This window comes from Mesorhizobium sp. M8A.F.Ca.ET.207.01.1.1 (genome assembly GCF_004794715.1).
Classification (GTDB): domain Bacteria; phylum Pseudomonadota; class Alphaproteobacteria; order Rhizobiales; family Rhizobiaceae; genus Mesorhizobium.
Genome location: NZ_SRUS01000004.1, coordinates 370,816 through 392,448 on the forward strand (window position 1 = coordinate 370,816; position 21,633 = coordinate 392,448).

General features: G+C 64.2%; 18 protein-coding genes. 14 read left to right on the top strand and 4 right to left on the bottom strand.

The window, feature by feature from the left end:
- The first annotated feature begins 97 nt into the window (after positions 1–97).
- Positions 98–871: an SDR family oxidoreductase gene (locus EN850_RS14135; RefSeq protein ID WP_136091557.1), complete on the top strand. Its 774-nt coding sequence runs from the start codon at positions 98–100 to the stop codon at positions 869–871.
- 78 nt (positions 872–949) lie between these two features.
- On the top strand, positions 950–1,162 hold the full coding sequence (locus tag EN850_RS14140; protein ID WP_127277455.1) for a 4-oxalocrotonate tautomerase family protein: 213 nt from the start codon (positions 950–952) through the stop codon (positions 1,160–1,162).
- 395 nt (positions 1,163–1,557) lie between these two features.
- Here EN850_RS14140 and EN850_RS14145 read toward each other — a convergent pair whose 3' ends face one another.
- Entirely contained in the window at positions 1,558–2,472 is a 915-nt protein-coding gene (locus EN850_RS14145) for a transcriptional regulator GcvA (RefSeq protein ID WP_136091558.1), read from the bottom strand.
- Positions 2,473–2,685: 213 nt separating this feature from the next.
- Between EN850_RS14145 and EN850_RS14150 the strand changes: the two genes are divergently transcribed.
- From EN850_RS14150 to EN850_RS14160, 3 genes are all read left to right on the top strand, one after another.
- Positions 2,686–2,868: a DUF1127 domain-containing protein gene (locus tag EN850_RS14150; protein WP_127278399.1), complete on the top strand. Its 183-nt coding sequence runs from the start codon at positions 2,686–2,688 to the stop codon at positions 2,866–2,868.
- The gene (locus EN850_RS14155) at positions 2,865–3,761 is read left to right on the top strand and encodes an NmrA family NAD(P)-binding protein (protein WP_136091559.1); all 897 of its coding nucleotides are present in this window, start codon (positions 2,865–2,867) and stop codon (positions 3,759–3,761) included. The genes EN850_RS14150 and EN850_RS14155 overlap by 4 nt, the downstream gene beginning before the upstream one ends.
- A 117-nt stretch (positions 3,762–3,878) precedes the next feature.
- Positions 3,879–5,018 (top strand): KamA family radical SAM protein, encoded by a 1,140-nt coding sequence (locus tag EN850_RS14160; RefSeq protein ID WP_136091560.1) that lies wholly within the window; start codon positions 3,879–3,881, stop codon positions 5,016–5,018.
- A 308-nt stretch (positions 5,019–5,326) separates the two neighbouring features.
- On the opposite strand, the gene EN850_RS14170 is transcribed toward EN850_RS14160, so the two are convergent.
- The 3 genes from EN850_RS14170 to EN850_RS14180 are packed head-to-tail and all read right to left on the bottom strand — an operon-like array spanning position 5,327 to position 10,565.
- The gene (locus EN850_RS14170; protein WP_136091561.1) at positions 5,327–5,980 is read right to left on the bottom strand and encodes a 4'-phosphopantetheinyl transferase superfamily protein; all 654 of its coding nucleotides are present in this window, start codon (positions 5,978–5,980) and stop codon (positions 5,327–5,329) included.
- Entirely contained in the window at positions 5,977–6,453 is a 477-nt protein-coding gene (locus EN850_RS14175; protein WP_136091562.1) for a GNAT family N-acetyltransferase, read from the bottom strand. The genes EN850_RS14170 and EN850_RS14175 overlap by 4 nt, the downstream gene beginning before the upstream one ends.
- Positions 6,450–10,565 (bottom strand): Pls/PosA family non-ribosomal peptide synthetase, encoded by a 4,116-nt coding sequence (locus EN850_RS14180; RefSeq protein ID WP_189591102.1) that lies wholly within the window; start codon positions 10,563–10,565, stop codon positions 6,450–6,452. The genes EN850_RS14175 and EN850_RS14180 overlap by 4 nt, the downstream gene beginning before the upstream one ends.
- A gap of 604 nt (positions 10,566–11,169) precedes the next feature.
- Between EN850_RS14180 and EN850_RS14185 the strand changes: the two genes are divergently transcribed.
- The 9 genes from EN850_RS14185 to EN850_RS14225 all read left to right on the top strand — a co-directional run bounded on the left by EN850_RS14185 (position 11,170) and on the right by EN850_RS14225 (position 21,625).
- Positions 11,170–11,415: a DUF680 domain-containing protein gene (locus EN850_RS14185; RefSeq protein ID WP_136091564.1), complete on the top strand. Its 246-nt coding sequence runs from the start codon at positions 11,170–11,172 to the stop codon at positions 11,413–11,415.
- A gap of 88 nt (positions 11,416–11,503) precedes the next feature.
- On the top strand, positions 11,504–12,475 hold the full coding sequence (locus EN850_RS14190) for an MBL fold metallo-hydrolase (RefSeq protein WP_136091565.1): 972 nt from the start codon (positions 11,504–11,506) through the stop codon (positions 12,473–12,475).
- Positions 12,476–12,510: 35 nt separating this feature from the next.
- The gene (locus EN850_RS14195; RefSeq protein ID WP_136091566.1) at positions 12,511–12,990 is read left to right on the top strand and encodes a tetratricopeptide repeat protein; all 480 of its coding nucleotides are present in this window, start codon (positions 12,511–12,513) and stop codon (positions 12,988–12,990) included.
- A 370-nt stretch (positions 12,991–13,360) separates the two neighbouring features.
- Positions 13,361–13,882 carry a DoxX family protein gene (locus tag EN850_RS14200; RefSeq protein ID WP_136091567.1) on the top strand — a complete coding sequence of 174 codons (522 nt, stop codon included), beginning with the start codon at positions 13,361–13,363 and terminating at the stop codon, positions 13,880–13,882.
- A gap of 103 nt (positions 13,883–13,985) precedes the next feature.
- Entirely contained in the window at positions 13,986–14,582 is a 597-nt protein-coding gene (locus tag EN850_RS14205; protein WP_136091568.1) for a BA14K family protein, read from the top strand.
- Positions 14,583–14,699: 117 nt separating this feature from the next.
- Positions 14,700–15,023: a DUF2934 domain-containing protein gene (locus tag EN850_RS14210; protein WP_127870289.1), complete on the top strand. Its 324-nt coding sequence runs from the start codon at positions 14,700–14,702 to the stop codon at positions 15,021–15,023.
- 196 nt (positions 15,024–15,219) lie between these two features.
- Positions 15,220–15,504 carry a PRC-barrel domain containing protein gene (locus EN850_RS14215; protein WP_135916529.1) on the top strand — a complete coding sequence of 95 codons (285 nt, stop codon included), beginning with the start codon at positions 15,220–15,222 and terminating at the stop codon, positions 15,502–15,504.
- A 56-nt stretch (positions 15,505–15,560) separates the two neighbouring features.
- The gene (locus EN850_RS14220) at positions 15,561–15,710 is read left to right on the top strand and encodes a hypothetical protein (protein WP_086081318.1); all 150 of its coding nucleotides are present in this window, start codon (positions 15,561–15,563) and stop codon (positions 15,708–15,710) included.
- Positions 15,711–15,886: 176 nt separating this feature from the next.
- Complete coding sequence (locus tag EN850_RS14225; RefSeq protein WP_189591105.1) at positions 15,887–21,625, top strand: HAMP domain-containing protein; 5,739 nt, start codon at positions 15,887–15,889, stop codon at positions 21,623–21,625.
- The last annotated feature ends 8 nt before the right edge of the window (positions 21,626–21,633 follow it).

Sequence of the window (21,633 nt, forward strand, 5' to 3'; positions counted from 1 at the left end):
TGTTCGCAGTTTCCGAATAGTGATGTCAAGAGATAGCTGATTATCCGGAAATTGGCGCGGCCTATATCCGTCCCACCAACGAGAAGGAGAGACTTCCATGACATCCGGCCAAACAAGTACGGCCAACCAAACAAGCACGGGTCAAACCAAAGCGGCGATCGTGACCGGAGCCTCGAAGGGCATCGGCGCGGCGATCGCGCGGCGGCTTGCCCGCGACGGCATTGCCGTCGTCGCCAACTATGCACGGGGACAGGCGGAGGCCGAGGCGCTGGTGCGCGCCATCGAAGCCAATGGCGGCAAGGCGATCGCCGTGCAAGCCGACATCGCCGATCCCACGGGCATCGCCAGCCTTTTCGACGCCGGCGAGAAGGCCTTCGGCGGCATCGATATCCTGGTCAACAATGCCGGCATCATGAAGCTTTCGCCGATCGCGCAGGCCGATGACGCCTTCTTCGATACCCAAATCGCGATCAATCTCGGCGGCGTGTTCCGCGGCATGCGCGAAGGCGCGCGGCGGCTGCGCGACGGCGGCCGCATCGTCAATTTCTCGAGCAGCGTCGTCGGCCTCTACCAGCCGGGTTACGGCGTCTATGCCGCCACCAAGGCGGCGGTCGAGGCGATGACGCACATCCTGGCCAAGGAGCTTGGCGCGCGCCGCATCACCGTCAACGCGGTGGCGCCCGGACCGGTCGAGACGGCGCTGTTCACGGACGGCAAGAGCGCGGCGCAGATCGAGGCCATCGGAAAAATGATCCCGCTCGGCAGGCTCGGCCAGCCCGGCGACATTGCCGGCGTGGTGTCGTTCCTGGCCGGGCCGGACAGTGGCTGGGTCAACGGGCAGATCATCCGCGCCAATGGCGGCGTGATCTGAGGAGGCAGGCCCCTGCTGTCCGCCGACCTGCTCCATCCCCGAACCCTGAAGCCAACCTCCAGAAACAAGGAACAGACAATGCCATTCGCCAATATCAAGATGCCGCAGGCCGCGCTCTCCAAGGCGCAGAAGGAAGACCTCATCCATCGCACGACAGCCATGTTCGTCGACTTCTTCGGCGAGGGCGTGCGGCCCTACACGATGGTGCTGGTGGAGGAAGTCGCCGACGGCGGCTATGGCCGCGCCGACGAGGTGTTCATCGTGCCGGAAGCTTTTCGCGCCGAGGAATAGGCCTTCGAACGCGATACCCGTCATATGACGACTGGTCGCCGCGAACGCCAACGTCCACTCTGTCCGCGGGCCTTTCAATGCATGTCGGTTCCCGAAAAACCGATGCCCCCTTTGGGGCGGCATGCATTCGCGGCGGGGGCCAGGTGGGCAGCCCCGAGTTGTCCACCTGTCTCGCTTCTTTCGTCGCCGGAACTTGCCCAATCTATGGAACCGGATGCGCTCAGGTGGCTTCGGGCGCCTGGGAGTCGTTGGAGTTGCTCACCTGTGCCGTTACGGCCGACAGTTTCTGGTGCTTGGTCAGCACCGGTTTGAAATAAGCTCTTTTCATCGAAGGTCCCCGCCTGACGTATGGGGACGTTGGCATGCGAATCCCCGCCGGAGTCAACAACTTGGGCTCAAGGCTCGCTCTTGGGCACGCCGACCCAGTCGGCCGCGATCTCGGCGAACAGCCAGTCGCGGAACGCCCTGACCTTTTTCTGGCGCAGCGCGCCTTCGGGATAGACGACGTAGTAGCTGGCGGCTGATTTCAGCGCGAGGTCGAAGGGTCGCACCAGCCGCCCGGCCGCGAGGTCGGCCGAGACCAGCGCGCTGCGGCCGAGCAGCACGCCTTCGCCATGCACGGCCGCCTCGACGGCGAAGGTGGCGGAATCGAAGCGCACGCCGCGTTTGGGGTCGATACCTTCGACGCCGGCCTGTTCAAGCCATGTCGCCCAGTCGATGCGGAAGGCGTCGTGGATCAGTTTGTGATGCCTCAAATCCGTGGGCTGCCGCAGCGGGTGCTCGCCTTGCAGCAGTTCCGGGCTGCAGACCGGGAAGACCTCCTCGTCGGCGAGGAATTCCGCCGTCACCCCGGTATAGCCGCCGCGGCCGTAGCGGATGGATATGTCGATGCCGTCGCTGACGAAATCGGCCAGCACGCCCGAAGTCGCCAGCCGCACGTCGATGTCGGGATTGGCGCGATGGAAGCGGTGCAGCCTCGGCACCAGCCAGCGGCCGGCAAAGCCGTCCGACGTGCTGACGTTCAGGATGCGCGTCGAGCGGTCGGGCGTGGCGGCGATGGTGGCGGCGGCGATCTGGTCGAGCGCCTTGCCGACCTCCGCCGCATAGGCCGCGCCGACAGCGGTCAGGCGCACGGAGCGCGTGCCGCGATCGAAGAGCTGGATGCCCAGCCTGTCCTCGATGTTGCGGATGGCGCGGCTGACGGCGCCATGAGTGAGGTTGAGCTCTTCCGCCGCCTTGGAGAAGCTCAAATGCCTGGCGGCCGCGTCGAAGGCGGGCAAGGCGGTGAGGGGCGGCAATCTGCGCGGCATGGGTTCCACCTGTGAGCGTTGCTCACAAATCCTGCACAAAGAGTCGTTTGTCGTCCAGCCCGAAACCGCCCAATATTCAGGCGTACCAAGCATCCACACCGGACTTCCGGTTTATCGATGCGCTGAATTGACCAGACAAGTGTGAGCAATCGTCATGCTCGCCCGGTGGGCGACATCGGCATTCTCGCGCCCGCTAGAACACAGGAGACGAACATGAACCTGACCCTTGGACCCATCACTGCCGCGGTGAGCGGCCTTGCCATGCGAAGCGCGGCAGCGTTCGAGCGCCGCCGCACATTGCGCAAGGTTTCCCGGCTTTCCGACCGCCGTTTGCATGACATCGGCCTTGAACGCGACTGGGACGGTTCAATTCTCGGCAATGGGAGGGCGATATGACCAGCACGTTGATCATCGGCGCGACCGGGCTTCTCGGCAGCGAGATGGCGAAGGCCAGCGCGCGCAATGGCGACAGCTTGCATGTACTCGTCCGGCCGGCAACATCAGCCAATGGAGAGCGGATGCGCCCGCTGAAGGAGCTCGGCGCCACGGTGCATGTCGGCGATCTCGACGACTATGACAGCCTTGTGCGCGCGGTCGGCAAGGTCGATCGCGTCATCAGCTCGGTGCATGTCGGCTCGGCCAGCGAGATGACGCTGGTGCGCGCCGTCAGGGATGCCGGCGTCTCCCGCTATGTGCCGTCCGCCGGCTTCGGCCTCGACTTCGCCGCCGCCGCGCCCGGCTCGATCGAACCGCTCGACATCAAGCGGGCCGTCTTCGACGCGGTCCGGGAGGCCGACCTGCCCTATACGGTGATCTACACCAACGGCTTCTTCTCGACCTGGGTGGCGACCCTGGGAGACCTGACGCGCTTCGGCTCCTCGCCGCTGCCGCCCGACGAGGTGACGCTCTATGGCGACGGCAATGTGCCGGCGACATTTGTCAGCGAGAAGGATATCGCCGCCGTCACGATGCGCGCGCTGGAGGATCCCGATGCTGTTCGCGGCGAGATCCGCGTCGCGCAGAACAAGATCACGCAGAGCGGGATGATCGAGCTGTGGCGCCGGGTGAGTGGCCGCTCGCCGCGCGTCAAGCAGATGAGCGCCGATGAGTTGGAGGCGATGATCGCGGCGGTTCCCGGCCTTGGATTGCTGCGGGCGTTCTGGCTCCGTGGCGAGACCGCGCTCGAGACGGCCACTCCGGAAGCGGGGACGCTCTATCCAGAGCTGAGGTTCGAGACGATTGAAAGCGCTTTTATGGCGATGGCCGGCGCGGGCAAGAAGACGGTGTGACTGTTGGACGCCCCCAATGGGCGCCGTAGAGCGCGGCGGGCGTGGTTGGCTTCCCCGGTGGTTGACCGCGCCGCCCATCCAGCCGATAGGTCCGCGCGAACAGCCCGAGACCTGCTAATGCCCAACCTCAGAGATACAACCCGCGCTCCCGACACCGCCTGGCAGGACGATGTCCGCCAGGGCGTGCGCCATGTGCGCGACCTCGCCTCCCTGCCGCTCTCGCCGGCCGAACGCGAAGCCGCGCAGGCTGCCGCCACGCTGCACAAGGTGCGCGCGCCAAAAAGCTATCTCGACCTGATCGACTGGAACGATCCGGCCGATCCGATCCGGGCCCAGGTGATCCCGTCGCCTGGGGAATTGGAGGAGGCCGAGGGCGAGCTCGGCGATCCGATCGCCGATCATGAATTCAGCCCGGTGCCGCGATTGACGCATCGCCATGCCGACCGGGTGCTGTTGTTCCCGACCTATCAATGCGCGGTCTATTGCCGGTTCTGCTTCCGCAAGGAATCGCTGACCTCGATCGGCCGTGGCTATACGCGCGAGGCGCTGGAGCCGGCGCTGGCCTATATAGCGGATCATCCCGAAATCCGCGAAGTGATCCTGACCGGCGGCGATCCGCTGTCGCTGCCGGATAAGGCACTTGCCGAAATCCGCGCCCGTGTCGAGACTATTGCCCATGTGCGGCTGTTGCGCATCCACACGCGCGTCCCGGTGGCGCTGCCGTCGCGCATCACGCCAGGGCTGGTCGCGGCACTGCAGGGTCGGCTGATGGTGACGGTGGTCACCCACTTCAACCACGCGCGCGAGATCACCGATGCCGCCGAAGCCGCTTGCCGCACCTTGCGACAGGCCGGTTTCGTGCTGCTCAACCAGAGCGTTCTGCTGAAGGGCGTCAACGATACGGTCGAGGCGCTGGAAGAGCTCTGCCGCGAGCTGATGTACCGGCTGGGGATAAAACCCTATTACCTGCACCATGGCGACCTCGCGCGTGGCATGGCGCACCGGCGCACCACGATCGCGCACGGCCAGGCGCTGGTGGAAGCGCTGCGCGCGCGCCTGTCGGGCATCTGCAATCCGATCTATGTCATCGACCTGCCGGAAGGGGGAGGGAAGGTGCCGCTCGGACCCTGTCCTATCGAGGGACAGGACGGGGAAAGCTGGCGCATACGCGGGCTGGATGGGAAGGTGAGGGATTATCGGGAGATTTTGGGCGTTCGGGAAGAAAGGCCCTCGAAGAATCCGGCTGCCGGCTCATGACGCCAGGATGTTACTCCTGCTTGCGTCATAGCAACTGTTCATAATGGCCAGCGTCTGCGCTGCCCCTCACCTGCCTGCCGGCATCCTCTCCCCGTGTAGTGACGGGGAGAGGGGCGCTACCGTCGCCGATTTCGCCAATCTCAAGCGTTGCAGGAAAACCACCGGCGTTGCGGCCGGTCCTCTCTCCCCGTCACTATACGGGGAGAGATGTCCGGCAGGACAGTGAGGGGCGGCGCTGACGCCAAAGATTGCTGCATTCGGCCGGAAACTCATGATGTCGTAACGCAGCAGGAATAGTCGGGCTGACCCTAAACCCCATCACCGTCGACAAACGCCAGCACGACCACACGCGAGGCAATGCAGTATGCGATCCTGACCCGGCGGCCGGTCCTCGTCGTCGCGTGGCCGGCCTCCAAGTTCACGACGATGTCCTCGTAGCCCAGCACCTCGCGGTCCAGCGGATAGGCAGCCTTGTAGACCGCTTCCTTGGCGGCGAAGAGGACGCGGCCGGCAAGCTGCCGGTCGGCGGTACCCGTCCGGTCGGCGGGCATGGCAACGAGGGCGGAAATCTCATCGGGCAGGGGCAGCGCCGGTTCGACATCGATGCCCAGCGAGCCGATGCCGGCAACGGGTGCGACCGCTGCCACGGCCATGTCGTCGTCATGGGCGAGCGAGCCGGTTATCCCCTGCGGCCAGGCGGGCGCGCCGGAGGGCGTGCGCAAGAGGGCGAAACCGTCGAAGCCGGCATCCGCCAGCAGCCGGTGCGCGATCCAGCGCGCCGCGCCGCTGGCCCGCCGCATGGCGGGCTGGCGGGCGGGGATGGAGCCTGCCTCCGCCGACAACAGATGGGTCTCGTCGCCTTCGCGGATGATCCTGCAGCCGGTGCGGACCCCGGCCGGGGCCATGGCGGCCATGGCGCGTGCCAGGGCGATTTCCTCGGACGGATCGACTGATGGCGTCATCGGTCGGCGGGCGCCAGGACGAGATCGGCGATCATTTCCCCGTCCTCGTCGAGCCCCTCTTCGACGAAACCGGCGCTGCGATAGAGCCGCCGTGCCGCCTCGTTCTCCGATTCGTAGCAGATCGACACGTGCCTGACGTGGCCGAGCCCTTGGATTTCCTCCAGCACCGCCCGCAGCGCGGCCTTGCCACAGCCACGGCCCTGCCAGGCGCGGTCGACCATGAAGCGGTAGATGCGGGCCTCGTCATCGTCGCGTGGCGCCTCGTACATCAGGAATCCGACAAGCTGGTCCCCGGCCATCACCGCGCGCGGCCGCGCGTCCCGATCGGACCGGGCTTCGCGCAGCGAGTCCGCATTGCCGGCGACGAAGTCCACCTGCTCCGGAGCCAGTCGCAGGGCCGTGACCAGGGCTCGATTGGCCTTGGTCACCGGGACGATACGGATGTCCACGGTGCCAGGCGCGCGGTCCGTCAAGAAGATGCCCCGGAGCCCTCGCTGACCGGCTCGACGAACCGGTGCAGCTTGGCCGGGTTGCCGCGCCAGATGGAGTTGGGCTCCAGCTCCTCGCCCTTCATCACGAAGGAATCGGCATCGACCATCGATCCCTTGCCCATCACGACGCCGTAGTGGACGAAGGCGGACGGCCCGAGCGTGCAGCCATCGCCGATGCGGATGAAGTCGGACTTGAACGCGCCTTCCTCCAGCGAATGGGCCTGGATGACGCAGCCTTCGTTAAGCGTGACGTCGTCGCCGATCTCCACCAGCGAGCGCTCGGTCAAATTGGCGCCGCCGTCATAGACGCGCTTGCCCACCTTGACGCCCAGCATGCGCAGGATCATCGGCCGGAACGGCGTGCCGGCGAACAGGCGCACGATGGGCGAATCCGCCAGCTTCCAGTGGCGCTCATGGCGCCAGAAGGTGACGTCGTAGATCGTCGTCATCTGCGGCTTCAGCTTGCGAAAACCAAGGCTTGCCCGCTCGACGAAGATGTAGAACGGAATGGTGATGGCCGAGGTCAAAAGCACCGCCACGAAGAGCGCGATCTCCGCCCATTCGGTGTAGTAGTTCAGCGCCCGGTCCCAGATCGCCAGCGTGGCGAACAGCATGACCCACTGCGTGGCGATGAACAGGAGGATCGTCACCAGATTGTGACGGTTCTTGAGCGGAATGCGCTTCAGCCGGTCTTCCTCGTCGATGCCGGCGATGAGTTCCTTGTCGCGGTTCACCATGCGCGGGATTTCAAAGGGGGGCGAGCCCAGAAGGCCGACATTCTCGCGCAAAGGCCCGTCGATCGGGACCATCACCTTGGTGCCGAGCAGGACGTTGTCGCCCGTGCGTCCGTCCGGCGGATAGTAGATGTTGTTGCCGAGATAGTTGCGCTCGCCGATCCGCGTCGGCTCGAGCCGGAACGCGGAAGCGGACTTGTGCATGTTGATCATGAAAAGCCCGTCCGACACCATGGTCTGAGTGCCGATCTCGCACAGGAGCGGGTTTTCGTGCTGCTGGTTGGAGCCGAAATTGGAGCCGGTCTGCACCACCTTGTTGAGGTTCCAGCCGATGGCGCTCATGTAATGGACGATGGCCGAGCTGTCGCCGAACAGCAGCCCGAGCACGCGCGAGTTGCTCGAGAACTCGGCAACCGTCTGCAGCCAGTAGCGGAAGCCGTAAAGCGTGTAGGTGCGGCCGGGTTTCAGGATCAGGCTGAACAGGCGCGGCACCAGCGTGGCGGCGAGGAAGGCGACGGCGATGTAGCCGAAAAGCGTGACCGTCGTGCCGATCGCCACAATGCCGATCGTCTCCTGATAGTCGTCGCCGACATTCTCCCAATAGCTGTGGAACAGAAGCGGCAGCGGGGTGATGATGGCAAACAGCCCTATCAGTTGCACGGCTTCGTAGAGGAAGCGACGGATGCGGGGAGGATTGACGTTGCGCACCTTGCAATAGTCCGCCGTGGTCGGCACCGCCGGCGATCCATGCCAGTGTTCGCCGTCGGGGATGCTTTGCCCGCGCTGCAGCGAGGAGGAATGGCCAAGCTGGCCGCCATCGCCGATCGCAGTGTCGATGTCGAGCGTGCAGCCGACGCCGACGAAGGCATCGCGGCCGATGTTCAGCGGCCCGGTGTGGATATAGCCGGCCTGGGCGCGATAGCCGAGGATCAGCGATTCCTTGCGCAGGATGGTTCGGTCGCCGATCGAAATCAGGTCGGTGCATACTGGCACGGCACGGGATTCGATGACCACGTTCTTGCCAATCCTGGTTCCCAGAAGCTGCAGGTAAAGGCTGTAGAGCGGGCTGCCGCGGAACAGCACGACAGGTGCCGTGCGGATCAAGGTTTTCACCACCCAGAAACGATAGTAGCGCAGGCCCCAGATCGGGAACGCTTCCGCCTTCCAGCGGCCGACGAGCACCCATTTGGCGACAACGGCAAAGCCCGACATGCCGAAGAACACGCCGGCCGAGAGCACCACGCACCTGATGTAGAGCTGCAGCGGCTCGTCGAGCGCGTCATAGACCCAGTTGAGGCCGTCATTGATCGCCCACAGCGCCACGTAGCTGTAGAGCGCGTAAAACAGCAGCTGCGCCGCGCCGCAGGTCCAGTAGACGAGATTGGACGCCTGGCGGGTGAGAACGGGCTCGTTGGTGGCGCTCGTCAGCTCTTCCGCCGCGCTCAGGTGCTTGGCCAGGCGCGCCACGGTCGGATAGAGATAGATGTCGCGCATCGACGTCGTCGCCCATTCCTTGCGGGTGCGCACGCGGGCGCAGAAATGGGCCATGAGCAGCGAGTTGGCGCCGAGGTCGTCGAAGAAATTGTCCTCGACCGACACGTCGTCGAACTTCAGCACGGCGCATAGCGCGTCGGCCAGGAAACGCTCGTCGTCATTGCCGGGCGCCACCATGGCGCGGTCGGCCGAAAGCCGGACGCTGGTCGGCTTGGGCAACTGGCGAAGATCGACCTTGTTGGAGACCGTCATCGGGATCGCCGGCAGTTCCTCCAGGTAGGAGGGCACCATGTAGTCCGGCAGCCGCCGCTTCATCGTCTGGGCAATGTCGGCGCGCGGGAGCGCCGGCTGGCCGGCCTTGGGCGCGTAATAGGCAACGAGCTCGACGCGGCCGGGCTCGATCTCCCAGGTGGTGACGGCGGCCTGCGCGATCTCAGGCTGGTCCAAAAGCACGGCCTCGATCTCGCCGAGTTCGATGCGATAGCCGCGGATCTTGACCTGGGTGTCGATGCGCCCGGCATATTCGATCTCGCCGGCGTCGTTGATCCGGCCAAGGTCGCCGGTGCGGTAGATGCGCTTCGACGGGTTGTTCGGCAGGCCGAGGAAGTCGGCAATGAATTTCTGTTCGGTCAGGTCCGGCCGGTTGAGATAGCCGACCGCCAGCCCGATGCCGGCAATGCCGATCTCGCCCAGTTCACCAGGCTCGGCAAGTTGCGGCAGCGAAGGGTCGAGAATGACGATCGAATAGGTGGGCAGCGGCGCGCCGATGGTCACCGGCCGGTCCGGCGTCAGCGCACCCATGGTTGCCGTGACGGTCGCCTCTGTCGGGCCATAGGTGTTGAGGATCTGCCGGCCGGGCTTCGACCAGCGCACCACCAGATTGTGCGGGCAGGCCTCGCCGCCGACCAGCAGCGTGCGCAGGCTGGGCACATCCGATGTCATGGACGACAGAAGCGTCGGGCTGCAGGCCATGCAGGTGATGTCGTGATGGCGCAGGAAATCGGCGAGCTCTTCGCCCACCAATGGCATCTGGCCCGGTGCCGGCACGACGGTCGCGCCGGCGACGAACGGCACCCAGATCTCTTCGGAGGAAAAGTCGAAGGCGATGGTCATGCCCTGGTAGACGCGATCGCCCGGCCGGTAGCCGTAGGACGCGGCGGCGACGCGGATGAAGTTGACGAAGCTCTGGTGGCGGATGGCCACGCCCTTGGGCCTGCCGGTCGTGCCCGACGTATAGAGGACGTAGCAGATGTCTTCGATCGCAGTGGCGGCCGATGCCTTGTGCGCCTTCAGCGGCGCGCTGGACTGGGCGGATATTTCGGCGGCGGCGCTGTCGATCAACAGATGCGGAACCGGCAACTCGCCGGCCCGCGATGCATAGGTGGCGATGGTGACGACCAGGCTGACGCTGGCGTCCTCGATGATGAGCGCCATGCGCTCCTGCGGAAAGGCGGTGGCCAGCGGCACGAAGGCGGCGCCCGCCTTCACCACGGCGAGCAGGGCGACATAGGTTTCCGCGGAGCGGTCGAGGATGAGCCCGACGCGGTCGCCCGGGCGCACGCCGCGCTTGACCAGCAGGCGGGCGAACTGGTTGGCTCTGCTGTCCAGCTCCCGATAGGTCCAGGCGCGGCCCTCGGAGATCACCGCCGGCAGCGTGGCAAATGTTTCGGCGAGTTGCTCGAAGACCTTGTCGAGCCGCTCGTCCGGCTGACCCGCCCGGGCAAAATCGGCGCCTGCCAGGACCTGGCGGCGCGCGTCGAGGGCAATTCCCGCAAGTGCATGGACGCTGTCGGGGCTGGTCCCGGGCTCTCCGCCCGATCTTGCCGCTTCCCTGTCCAGTTCGGCGATATCGATACCGTGGTCCATTTCCAAACTTTCTCGTCCTGGCTAAGCCGTCACGGGCACATCTCGGTCATGCCGCCGCGCCGGCAGGCATTGTCGGCTGTGCCGCCGCTGCAATTTGATCGTTGTTGATGGAGGTGGAATGACCGAAGCTTCCAAAACGGAAGATTCCGGAATTCCGACCGGCGATCGCTGACCGCCGGGTCCCTCTTTGGCCGCGCGGTTATCACGGAATCGGCCGCTCCGTCTTCACATGTTCGGGAGCATGGATACGGGACGTCGCCGGGGCGCTGCCTGTGGCGAGCGACATGCCGGGCAGGGCACCCATCGATCCGTGAAAACCTCGTTGCATTGCCCGTAACCCAACCCCGTGCGCCTGTGCGGCGGCCAGATTTCCGGCCGTTGAGGGATTGATATGCCATCCGATCTTTTCGCCAGTTTTTCTGAACTGTTGAATCTTGTTTCTGGATTGTGTCTGGGCGGCTTGCGCATGGCCGCAGCCGCCGGTTTTCCGGCCTTTTGAAAAAATCTTTCGGCGCCCGGGAATAAAGCGCGGCCCTTCCGGGTCTTGTCATCAGCGGGGCAAATCGGCCCGCGACGCGAAGAAACGAAACAAGGATTTAGCGAAATGACCAAGCTCGCTCTCAGCGTGGCCGCGATGTTGCTTGCCTCGAGTTCCGCCTTTGCCGGCAGCGACCATGGCGCCAACAATTCCAACCAGCCGGCCGCTCCGGTCGACACCAACCCGACGGCTTCGATCCCTTACACGGCACGTCCCCATGGCGTCGACACCAAGGTGACGACCGGGCCGAAGCAGGAGTCGGTGCAGGACATCATCAACCGGCACAATGACGAGGGCATCTGGGGCAACTGAGCGCTCGGTCTTCGAACATCCCAGGGGCTTGGCCCTCCGTCATTCCAAGACGTGCCTTTAGCCACCACTCAACAGAGGAAGAACCACCATGTTCAGCATGACACGCCGCACACTGCTCGGAACCGCCACTGCCGCCGCTGCCTTCGGCCTCGCCGGCAAGCTTGAATTCACCCGCCCCGCTTTCGCGCAGACGCCGGTGGAGCCGACCGTCGGCTTCTACAAATACACGGTCGGCGACATCGAGGTCACCGCTATCTATGACGGCATCTGGAAGAAGCCGCACGACCCGGCCTTCATCAAGAATGTCTCGGTAGACGACACCAAGGCCGCACTCGCCAAGGCGGGTCTGACCACCGACTTCATGCCCATTCCGCTCACCGTCGTGGTGCTCAAGATGGGCGGCAAGCTGATCATGATGGATGCGGGCTCCGGCGTCGGCCAGTGGCAGGCCAACGCCACGCATCTGCCGGCCAACATGGCCGCCGCCGGCATCGACTACAAGGCGATCGACACCATCATGATCTCGCATTTCCACCCCGACCATGTCTGGGGCCTGATGGAGAAGGGCACCAACACGCCGGTGTTCCCCAATGCCGAGCTGATCGTCAACGCCACCGAATACAACTGGTGGACCGACCCGAGCCGGCTGGCCAAGCTGCCCGAGGGCCGCAAGCCGGCGGGCAAGCGCATCGCCGAGAACTTCCCGAAATGGAAGAACTGGAAGCTGGTCGAGGACGGCGCCGAGGTGGCGCCCGGCATCCAGATCATCGCCGCACCCGGCCACACGCCCGGCCACTCGGTGTATCTCGCCAACTCCGGCAAGGAGCAGCTGATGATCTCGGCCGACACCATGTATGTGCCGGCTTTGCTGGCGCCGCATCCGGAATGGCAGGGCGCTTACGACCAGGATGGGGCCACCGCAATCACCACGCGCCACAAGATCATCGACCGGGTGATCGCGGACAACATCCGCATTTCCGGTTCGCACTTCCCGTTCCCGGGCACCGGCGTCTTCGTCAAGGACGGCAATGCCTATGGCTTCACTCCGGTCGAAATTTGAGCGTCAGCTCCCAATCCAGACAAGCGAGACAGACAATGAAACAATTCCTCATGGGCAAGCACGCCCTCTGCGGCCTGCTCGGCGCCATCGCCGTGCTGACCGTCGTTCCCGTCGCCACGATCATGCCGGCCTATGCGGTCGACGACATCGAAGGCGCCGACGCGCCAGACCTCACCGCCGTCAAGGCCAAGATCGAGGCCAAGGACTACAAGGGCGCGCTGGCGGATTTGCGTGACCTCGCGCAGGACAACCAGCAGGCCGACGTCTACAATCTGCTTGGCTTCACGCTGCGCAAGACCGGCGACCCCACCACCGCGCTGACCTACTACAACAAGGCGCTGGAGCTGAAGCCCGACCACAAGGCCGCCCGCGAATATCTGGGCGAGCTCTATGTCGAGACCGGCGACATGGCCAAGGCTCAGGAGCAACTGGCCTCGCTGCAGAAACTGTGCCCCGCCGGCTGCGACGAGCTTGCCGATTTGCAGAAGGCCATCGACACCAAGGTGACGAAGTAGGGCGGGCAAGGCGGTTGCCTTGCTCGCGAAGGCCAGCGCAGCCCCCGCTCCGACCGCTTCGCGGCCCATCTCCCCCATTCCATGGGGGCGAGGAACCCAAGCTCTCCAAAGCCGCGACCTCGGCAGCTAGGATTTCCTCGCCCCCGCGAAGTGGGGGAGAGGTGGCTCGGCGAAGCCGAGACGGAGAGGGGGCCTTGGCGCTAACCCATCCCCCAACCCACCAAAGTTCGGGCGCTCGTGGCTGGCGCCCATTGCCGGAGCCGGCGCCTCTCCCTCGAGCCGGCTCCGGCCCTTTCGAGCCTCACACATTTGCGCGCGATCCCCACGCGCGGACGACGCCTGCACGGTGTCAAGACACTGGAGCCCGACCATGACCCTGAACGAACGCGCCGCGAAGCTCACCGGCCTCGCCGCCAGACTGTACCTACGGGACGCGGCGCTGCTTGCCGGCCGCCTGCTTTTGTCCCTCATCTTCCTGCATGAGGGCGCCACGCTCGCCACCCATTTCGAGGGCGCCGCCAAGGCCATGGCGGCCCTTGGCGTCGGCCTGCCGCTGTTCATCGCCACCATGGCGCTGCAACTGGGGGCGGGGCTTTCCGTCGCGACAGGCCTGCTGACGCGGCTTGGCGCCATCGGGCTCGGCCTGTTCTGCCTAGCCACGGCCATGCTGTTCCACACCAACTTCGCCAGCCAGAACGAACTGCTGCATTTCGAAAAGGATCTGGCCATATCAGGCGGCATGTTCGTGCTGGCCGCCGCCGGCGCCGGCAGGGTCTCGCTGGACTGGTTGTTGGCCGGCTATCTCAGGCAGCGCCAGCGCGACAAGGAGATGGTGGCGGCGCTGCTGGCGGTGGAGAACCAGTTTTCCGTGGAGGTGCGGCTGCCGGTTTGAGGAGAAACCCAGCCCGCGCCCCGCCCACACACGCTTGCACGCACTATGCTGGAACCAGCCTTAATGCTCCGCATTCTATAAGCAGGGGCTCAAGGAGCGTGACGTGAAAGCGATTTTGGCACTGGTGGGCGGCTTTGTCTTGACCCTTGCGGTCTTCGGCAGCGGGCTGGGCTTTGCCGCCTGGCTGCTCGCCGCCAAGTCTCCGCACGAGGCAAGGCGGACCGTGAGCGTCGCGGAGCTGTGGACCAGGGACGCGCGGCCGGTGAACAAGACGGCGCAGAACCTCGAACGCCTGCCGGCCGACCAGCCCGCGGCGCCCGACATCGCCGCCAGGGAGCAGGCACCCGACCCGACCGCGACCGGTTCGATCGCGCCTTCGGCTGGAGCGGCCGAACTGCCGGGGCCGCATGTCAAATGGTGCGCCAGCCATTACCGCTCCTACCATCCCGACGACAACACCTACATGTCCTATAGCGGGCGGATGCGCCCCTGCGTCTCGCCCTATCTCGACGCCGGCGCCGACCAGGGCGCGCAGCCTACGGCCGAAGTCAGCTATGTCTCGGGCGACGCCGCTATGGCCGCCACGACGGGGCTTTCGGCTGACCATGTCGATTCCTGCTTCAGCCGCTACCGCTCCTACCGGCCCGACGACAACAGCTACCAGCCCTATTCCGGCGGACCCAGGCGCCAGTGCGAGTAGCGCCGGTGCCGGGTAAACATGGCTGAAGGGCGCGGCTTGTGATCCCGACGATCACGCAAATTTTTTGGATCGTTCGCACCGGCGCGGCGTTCATCCCCCACACAAGGGAGAACTGACATGAACGACGACCGCGACGACAAGATCCGCGACCGCGCCTACGAGATCTGGCAGCGCGAAGGCGGCGGCCATGGCGACCATGACCGGCACTGGCACCAGGCTGAGATGGAGATCGACAGGGAAGCCGCCCTGCCGCTGACGGCCGACGATGCGCTTCCGGAAACCGGCGAGATCGCCAGCACGGACGTGCTGCAGGTCGAAGCGCTGGCGGCCCGTACCGGCATATCGGGCGACGAGGCGCAGGCGCTGATCGACAGGCTCGGCACCGATCGCGTCGCGATCGAGCAGGCCGCGCGCGGCCTCAAGGCGAAGCGCGGGCGCTGAACGCAAGGCCTTTCGAAACAATGCGTTGGCGCGGTTCGATGAGAAGATGATTCATCGAGCCGGCGGCGCGAAACCATGACCCGGGCGAAGCCGTAGGGCGCTATCCTCCGTCATCCGCCCCGTCATCAACGGCAATGTCGGAACCCTTGGCTGTCTCGCAGGTTCCTTCTGCCCACCCCAACAGGAGATGCAGGCCATGGACCACACCCACCACATCAGGCTGACCAATGCCGAACTGACCCCGGATGCGCTCGAAGGCGCCACCATCTACGGCCCCGGCGACGAGAAGATCGGCTCGGTCGACCACCTGCATGCCGGCCAGGTCGTCATCGATGTCGGCGGCTTCCTCGGCATCGGCGCGAAGCCCGTGGCCGTGCTGGCCAACGAACTCGATTTCATGCGCGACGAGGACGGCGACATCCACGCCGTGACCAGCTGGACCAAGGACCAGCTGAAACAAATGCCCGAACACCGCGACTGACAATGAGAAGGGCTCGGCATCAGCCGGGCCCTTCGTCTTTTCCAAGGGAGAGACCGATGATCAGGAAGCTGAAAGACGGAAAATACCGGCTTTATTCGAGGAAGAAGGACGACAAGACGGGGAAGCGGCGGAATTTGGGGACGTTTGATACGCGCGAGGCGGCGGAGAAGCATGAGAAGGAGGTGCAGTATTTCAAGCGGCATTGAGGGATGCTGAGGCGTGCCTCGGTCTCGTTGCTGCAATTGGCGGTGGACAAGAAGCGCTATGGCCAAAGCGTTGCGACGCCGCCAAGCGGCGTGAAACTCGTGTGGAACAAAATAAGCATCCGCGCGTTTGGGCTTTCGGCTTGGTCTGGCCATGGGGTCCGCGTGGGGAGGGGTTTTTGGGCGTATCTCGGTTACCAAAGGAACATCTGGATTCTCGGCAAATACTCAGCGCTCTCAAGGCATTTCGAAACGGAGATTTTTCCGTCCGCATCGAAAACGTCTATGACGGGCTGAGTGGCGAAATCGCAGATACGTTCAACCAAATTGTCGAACTCAATGACCAGGTGACGCGTGAATTCGCGCGGCTCAGCCGGGTGGTCGGCAAAGATGGGCGCATCAGCGAGCGGGGCCATGTCAGGAACGCCAAAGGCAGCTGGGAATCCAGCGTTCGGTCGGTCAACGACCTGATCGAGGACATGGTGCAGCCGACCGCCGAGGTTGCCCGGGTCATCGGCGCCGTTGCCAAGGGCGATCTGTCCCAGACCATGATGGTGGAGATCGACGGGAGGCCGCTGCGCGGCGAATTCCTGCGGATCGGCAAAATCGTCAACACAATGGTCGAGCAACTCGCCTCGTTCACTTCGGAGGTGACGCGAGTGGCGCGCGAGGTCGGCACCGAGGGCAAACTTGGTGGACAGGCGCGGGTCAAGGGTGTGGCAGGCACCTGGAAGGATCTGACCGACAATGTGAACGCGATGGCGACCAATCTGACGAGCCAGGTGCGCAACATCGCGGAGGTGACTACGGCCGTCGCGTCGGGTGACTTGTCAAAGAAGATCACCGTCGACGTGAAGGGCGAGATCCTGGAGCTGAAGTCGACCATCAACACCATGGTCGACCAGCTCAACTCGTTTGCCGGCGAGGTGACGCGCGTCGCGCGCGAAGTCGGCACCGAGGGGAAACTCGGCGGCCAAGCCCGCGTCGAGGGCGTGGGTGGCACCTGGAAGGACCTGACGGACAGCGTGAACCTGATGGCCGCCAACTTGACCGGCCAGGTCCGCAATATCGCCGATGTGACGACCGCGGTGGCGCTCGGCGACCTGTCGAAGAAGATCACCGTCGACGTGAAGGGCGAGATTCTGGAGCTGAAGTCCACCATCAATACGATGGTCGACCAGCTCAACTCGTTTGCCGGCGAGGTGACGCGCGTTGCGCGCGAGGTCGGCACGGAGGGAAAGCTCGGCGGCCAGGCGCAGGTGCGGGGTGTCGCTGGAACCTGGAAAGATTTGACCGACAACGTCAATTCAATGGCGGCCAACCTGACCGGCCAGGTGCGCAACATCGCCGAAGTGACCACCGCGGTGGCCCTGGGCGATCTGTCGAAGAAGATCACGGTCGACGTGAAGGGCGAGATCCTGGAGCTCAAGAACACCATCAACACGATGGTGGATCAGCTGAATTCCTTCGCCTCGGAGGTGACGCGTGTCGCACGCGAAGTTGGCACCGAGGGAAAGCTGGGCGGCCAGGCAGAAGTCCGAGGGGTCGGAGGCACCTGGAAGGACCTGACCGACAACGTCAATCTGATGGCGGCCAATCTCACCGGGCAAGTGCGCAACATTGCCGACGTGACGACGGCCGTTGCGCGCGGGGATCTCTCCAAGAAGATCACGGTCGACGTGAAGGGCGAAATCCTGGAGCTCAAGAACACCGTCAACACGATGGTGGACCAGCTCAATTCATTCGCCTCCGAAGTCACGCGCGTCGCCCGCGAAGTGGGCTCCGAGGGAAAACTCGGCGGTCAGGCCCATGTCGAGGGGGTCGGCGGCACCTGGAAGGACCTGACCGACAACGTCAATGCCATGGCCGGCAACCTGACCGTCCAGTTGCGCGATGTCTCCAAGGTCGCGACCGCGATCGCCACCGGCGATCTCACCCAGAAAATCACCGTCGATGCATTGGGAGAGATTCTGCAGATCAAGGATGTCATCAACACGATGGTGGACCAGCTGAACTCCTTCGCATCAGAGGTGACGCGCGTCGCCCGCGAAGTGGGGTCGGACGGCAAGCTTGGCGGCCAGGCACAGGTACGCGGTGGCGCCGGCACGTGGAAGGACCTGACGGACAATGTCAACGCCATGGCCGCCAACCTGACGGGCCAGGTCCGCAACATCGCGGAAGTGACGACCGCCGTTGCGCTGGGCGACCTGTCGAAGAAGATCACGGTCGACGTTCGCGGCGAAATTCTCGAACTCAAGGACACCATCAACACGATGGTGGATCAGCTCAACTCGTTCGCCTCGGAAGTGACGCGTGTCGCGCGCGAAGTCGGTACCGAGGGGAAGCTTGGCGGCCAGGCACAGGTGCGCGGTGTCGCAGGCACCTGGAAAGACCTGACCGACAACGTCAATTCGATGGCCGAGAATCTTACCGGCCAGGTCCGCAACATCGCCGATGTGACGACCGCGGTGGCGCGAGGCGATCTGTCGAAGAAGATCACCGTCGACGTCAAGGGCGAGATCCTGGAGCTGAAGTCCACCATCAACACCATGGTCGACCAGCTCAACTCCTTTGCCGGCGAGGTGACGCGTGTGGCGCGCGAGGTCGGCACCGAGGGCAAGCTCGGCGGCCAGGCACAGGTCGAGGGCGTGGCCGGCACATGGAAGGACCTGACCGACAACGTCAACCTCATGGCGACCAACCTGACCAACCAGGTGCGTGGCATCGCTGATGTGGTGACCGCAGTGGCACAAGGAAATCTCAAGCGCAAACTCGCCGTGGATGCCAAGGGCGAGATCGCGTCCCTGGCGGACACCATCAACGGCATGATCGAAACGCTTGCGACCTTCGCCGATCAGGTGACCAACGTCGCACGCGAGGTCGGTATCGAGGGCAAGCTCGGCGGCCAGGCCAGGGTGCCGGGCGCCGCCGGTCTGTGGCGCGACCTGACCGACAACGTCAATCAGCTGGCAGCGAACCTGACCACCCAGGTGCGGGCCATCGCCGAGGTTTCGACCGCGGTCACCAAGGGTGATCTTACCCGTTCCATCAGCGTCCAGGCTTCCGGGGAGGTCGCGGCGCTCAAGGACAACATCAACGAGATGATCCGCAACCTGAAGGATCAGACGCTCAAGAATGCCGAGCAGGATTGGCTGAAAACCAACCTCGCGCGGTTCTCGCGCATGCTGCAGGGCGAGCGCGATCTGGCCACGGTGTCGCGCATGATCATCTCGGAGCTCGCGCCGCTGGTGAACGCGCAGTACGGCCTTTTCTACGTGACCAATCGCGACGAGGAAGAATCCTATCTGGAACTGGCCGCGTCATACGCCGCCGAAGGCAAAGCCGCGATCCGCCAGCGTGTGGACTTCCGGGAAGGTCTGATCGGTCAAAGCGCAGCCGACAAACGGGCGATCATGCTCGACGATGTTCCTTCGAGCTTCCTGCGCATCACCTCGGGCCTTGGCGAAGCACCGCCGGCCAGCGCTATCGTCCTGCCGGCATTGTTCGAGGAAGAGGTCAAGGCGGTTATCGAGCTCGCTTCGTTCAGCCGCTTCAGCGACACGCATCGCCTGTTCCTCGAGCAATTGATGGAGTCGGTCGGTATTGTGCTCAACACGATCGCCGCGACCATGCGCACGGAAGGGCTTCTCAAGCAGTCGCAGCTTTTGACGTCCGAACTGCAGTCGCGCCAGACCGAGCTCACCAAGAAACAGGAAGAGCTTCACGCCACCAACGAGGAATTGCAGGAGAAGGCGCAGCTCCTCGAAAATGAGAAAAAACAGGTCGAGAACAAGAATCTCGAGATCGAAATGGCCAGACGGGCACTCGAGGAGAAGGCGGAACAGCTGGCGCTGACGTCCAAGTACAAGTCCGAATTCCTGGCGAATATGAGCCACGAACTGAGGACCCCGCTGAATTCGCTGTTGATCCTGTCCAACCTGCTCGCCACCAACCAGCAGGGCAACCTGAACGACAAGCAGATCGAGTTCGCGCGGACGATCAACTCGGCGGGCACGGATTTGCTCAGCCTCATCAATGACATACTGGATCTTTCGAAAATCGAGTCCGGCACGGTTTCGATCGAGCTCAACGACATGCCGCTCGCCCATCTGCGTCAGCATATGGAGCGAACCTTCCGGCAACTGGCCGCCGACAAGGGGCTGCGGTTTACGATCAACATCGATCAGACTCTGCCCGAAACGATCCGTACGGACGAAAAACGGCTCCAGCAGATCGTCCTCAATCTCTTGTCCAACGCGTTCAAGTTTACGTCCCAAGGCGACGTGACGCTCAGCATCCATGCCGAGCGGACCGGCCGTGGGAACGGCTCGACAGCGCTACCCAAGGCGCTGGCAATTGCCGTCACCGACACGGGCATCGGCATTCCGGAGGACAAGCAAAAGCTGATCTTCGAGGCGTTTCAACAGGCCGACGGGACCACCAGCCGCAAATATGGCGGCACCGGCCTCGGCCTCTCGATCAGCCGGGAAATCGCCCGCCTCCTCGGCGGCGAGTTGCGTGTCGAAAGCCAGCCTGGAACGGGATCGACCTTCACGCTTGTCATTCCCTTCGATGGTCCCCGCAGCAGCAGTCTTGCACCGCAGATCGAGCTTTCGCCGGCTGCCGGGTCCGTTGCGGCTACCAGCACGGCGGGAACGCCAGAACTCGCCGACGATCGTGATTCGATCGACCCGTCGGACAGGGTGGTGCTGATCGTGGAGGACGACCCCACTTTTGGCGGGCTGCTGCTTGGTCTTGCGCGATCGGCGGGGTTGAAAGGCGTGCTTTCCACGGCGGGCTCGGGAACGCTGGCTCTTACACGCAAGCTCATGCCCGATGCGATCACCCTCGATCTCGGCCTTTCGGACATTGATGGCTGGGTCCTTTTCGACCTTTTACGGCATGATCCGAAGACCAGGAACATACCTATCCACGTTATCTCCGGGGCCGAGGACATCGAGCTTCTCACGCGCCGTGGCGCCGCAAGCGTTTCCAGCAAGCCGGTGTCCGCTGGCGAGCTTACGCGTGTCTTCGACGACATTCAGTCGAGGACGCTCAGGATACAGCGCAAGGTGCTGGTCGCCGATCCAGATTCCGAGCGTCGTCTGGCGCTGGTCGAAGCCATTCGCGATGGCGTCACGTCGGTCACCGCCATCGGCCGGGTTGCGGCTAACGCGGACGGGAACGGTATTGCCGGCTATGACGCCGTGGTGTTCGGGTTTGGCCGTTCGGCCAAGGACAACGCCCAGATGCTCGACGAGATCATGTCTCAGTTCGGCGATTCTGTACCGCGCCTGCTGTTCTTCACGCCCCATCCAGATGCCTTTCAGCAGCAGGTCGCCTTGCATCCGCCCCTCAGCGACGTTCCGCGTGCCGACAACTTTGCCCAGCTTGGCTTGTTGATGTCCGCGGCTCTTCCAGGCGACAGGGCCGACAAGGAGATCTCTGCGTCCGAGCAACTCGACAACGCCGATCTGGCTGGGGCCAGGGTTCTCATCGTCGACGATGACATTCGCAACATCTATTCGCTGACCAGCGTGCTGGAGACCTACGGTATCGAGGTCCAGCATGCCGAGCGGGGGCGGGACGGCATAGCCATGCTTGAAGAGGCGCCGGACGTCGATGTCGCCCTGATCGATATCATGATGCCCGAGATGGATGGGTACGAGACGATGCGCAGGATTCGCTCACAGCCGAAGATCGCGCACATTCCCCTGATTTCCGTCACAGCCAAAGCGATGAAAGGAGATCGCCAGAAATGTCTGGACGCCGGCGCGTCCGACTACATCGCCAAGCCCGTCGATCTCGACCTGCTCCTGGCCCTGCTGCGGGTTTGGGTCGGCCGCTCGCGCTCGCGAGCGGGGACATCCCGGACAGACGATGGTGACCGCAATCTGATTGCGCCTCGGCAGATTTAGCCCATGGC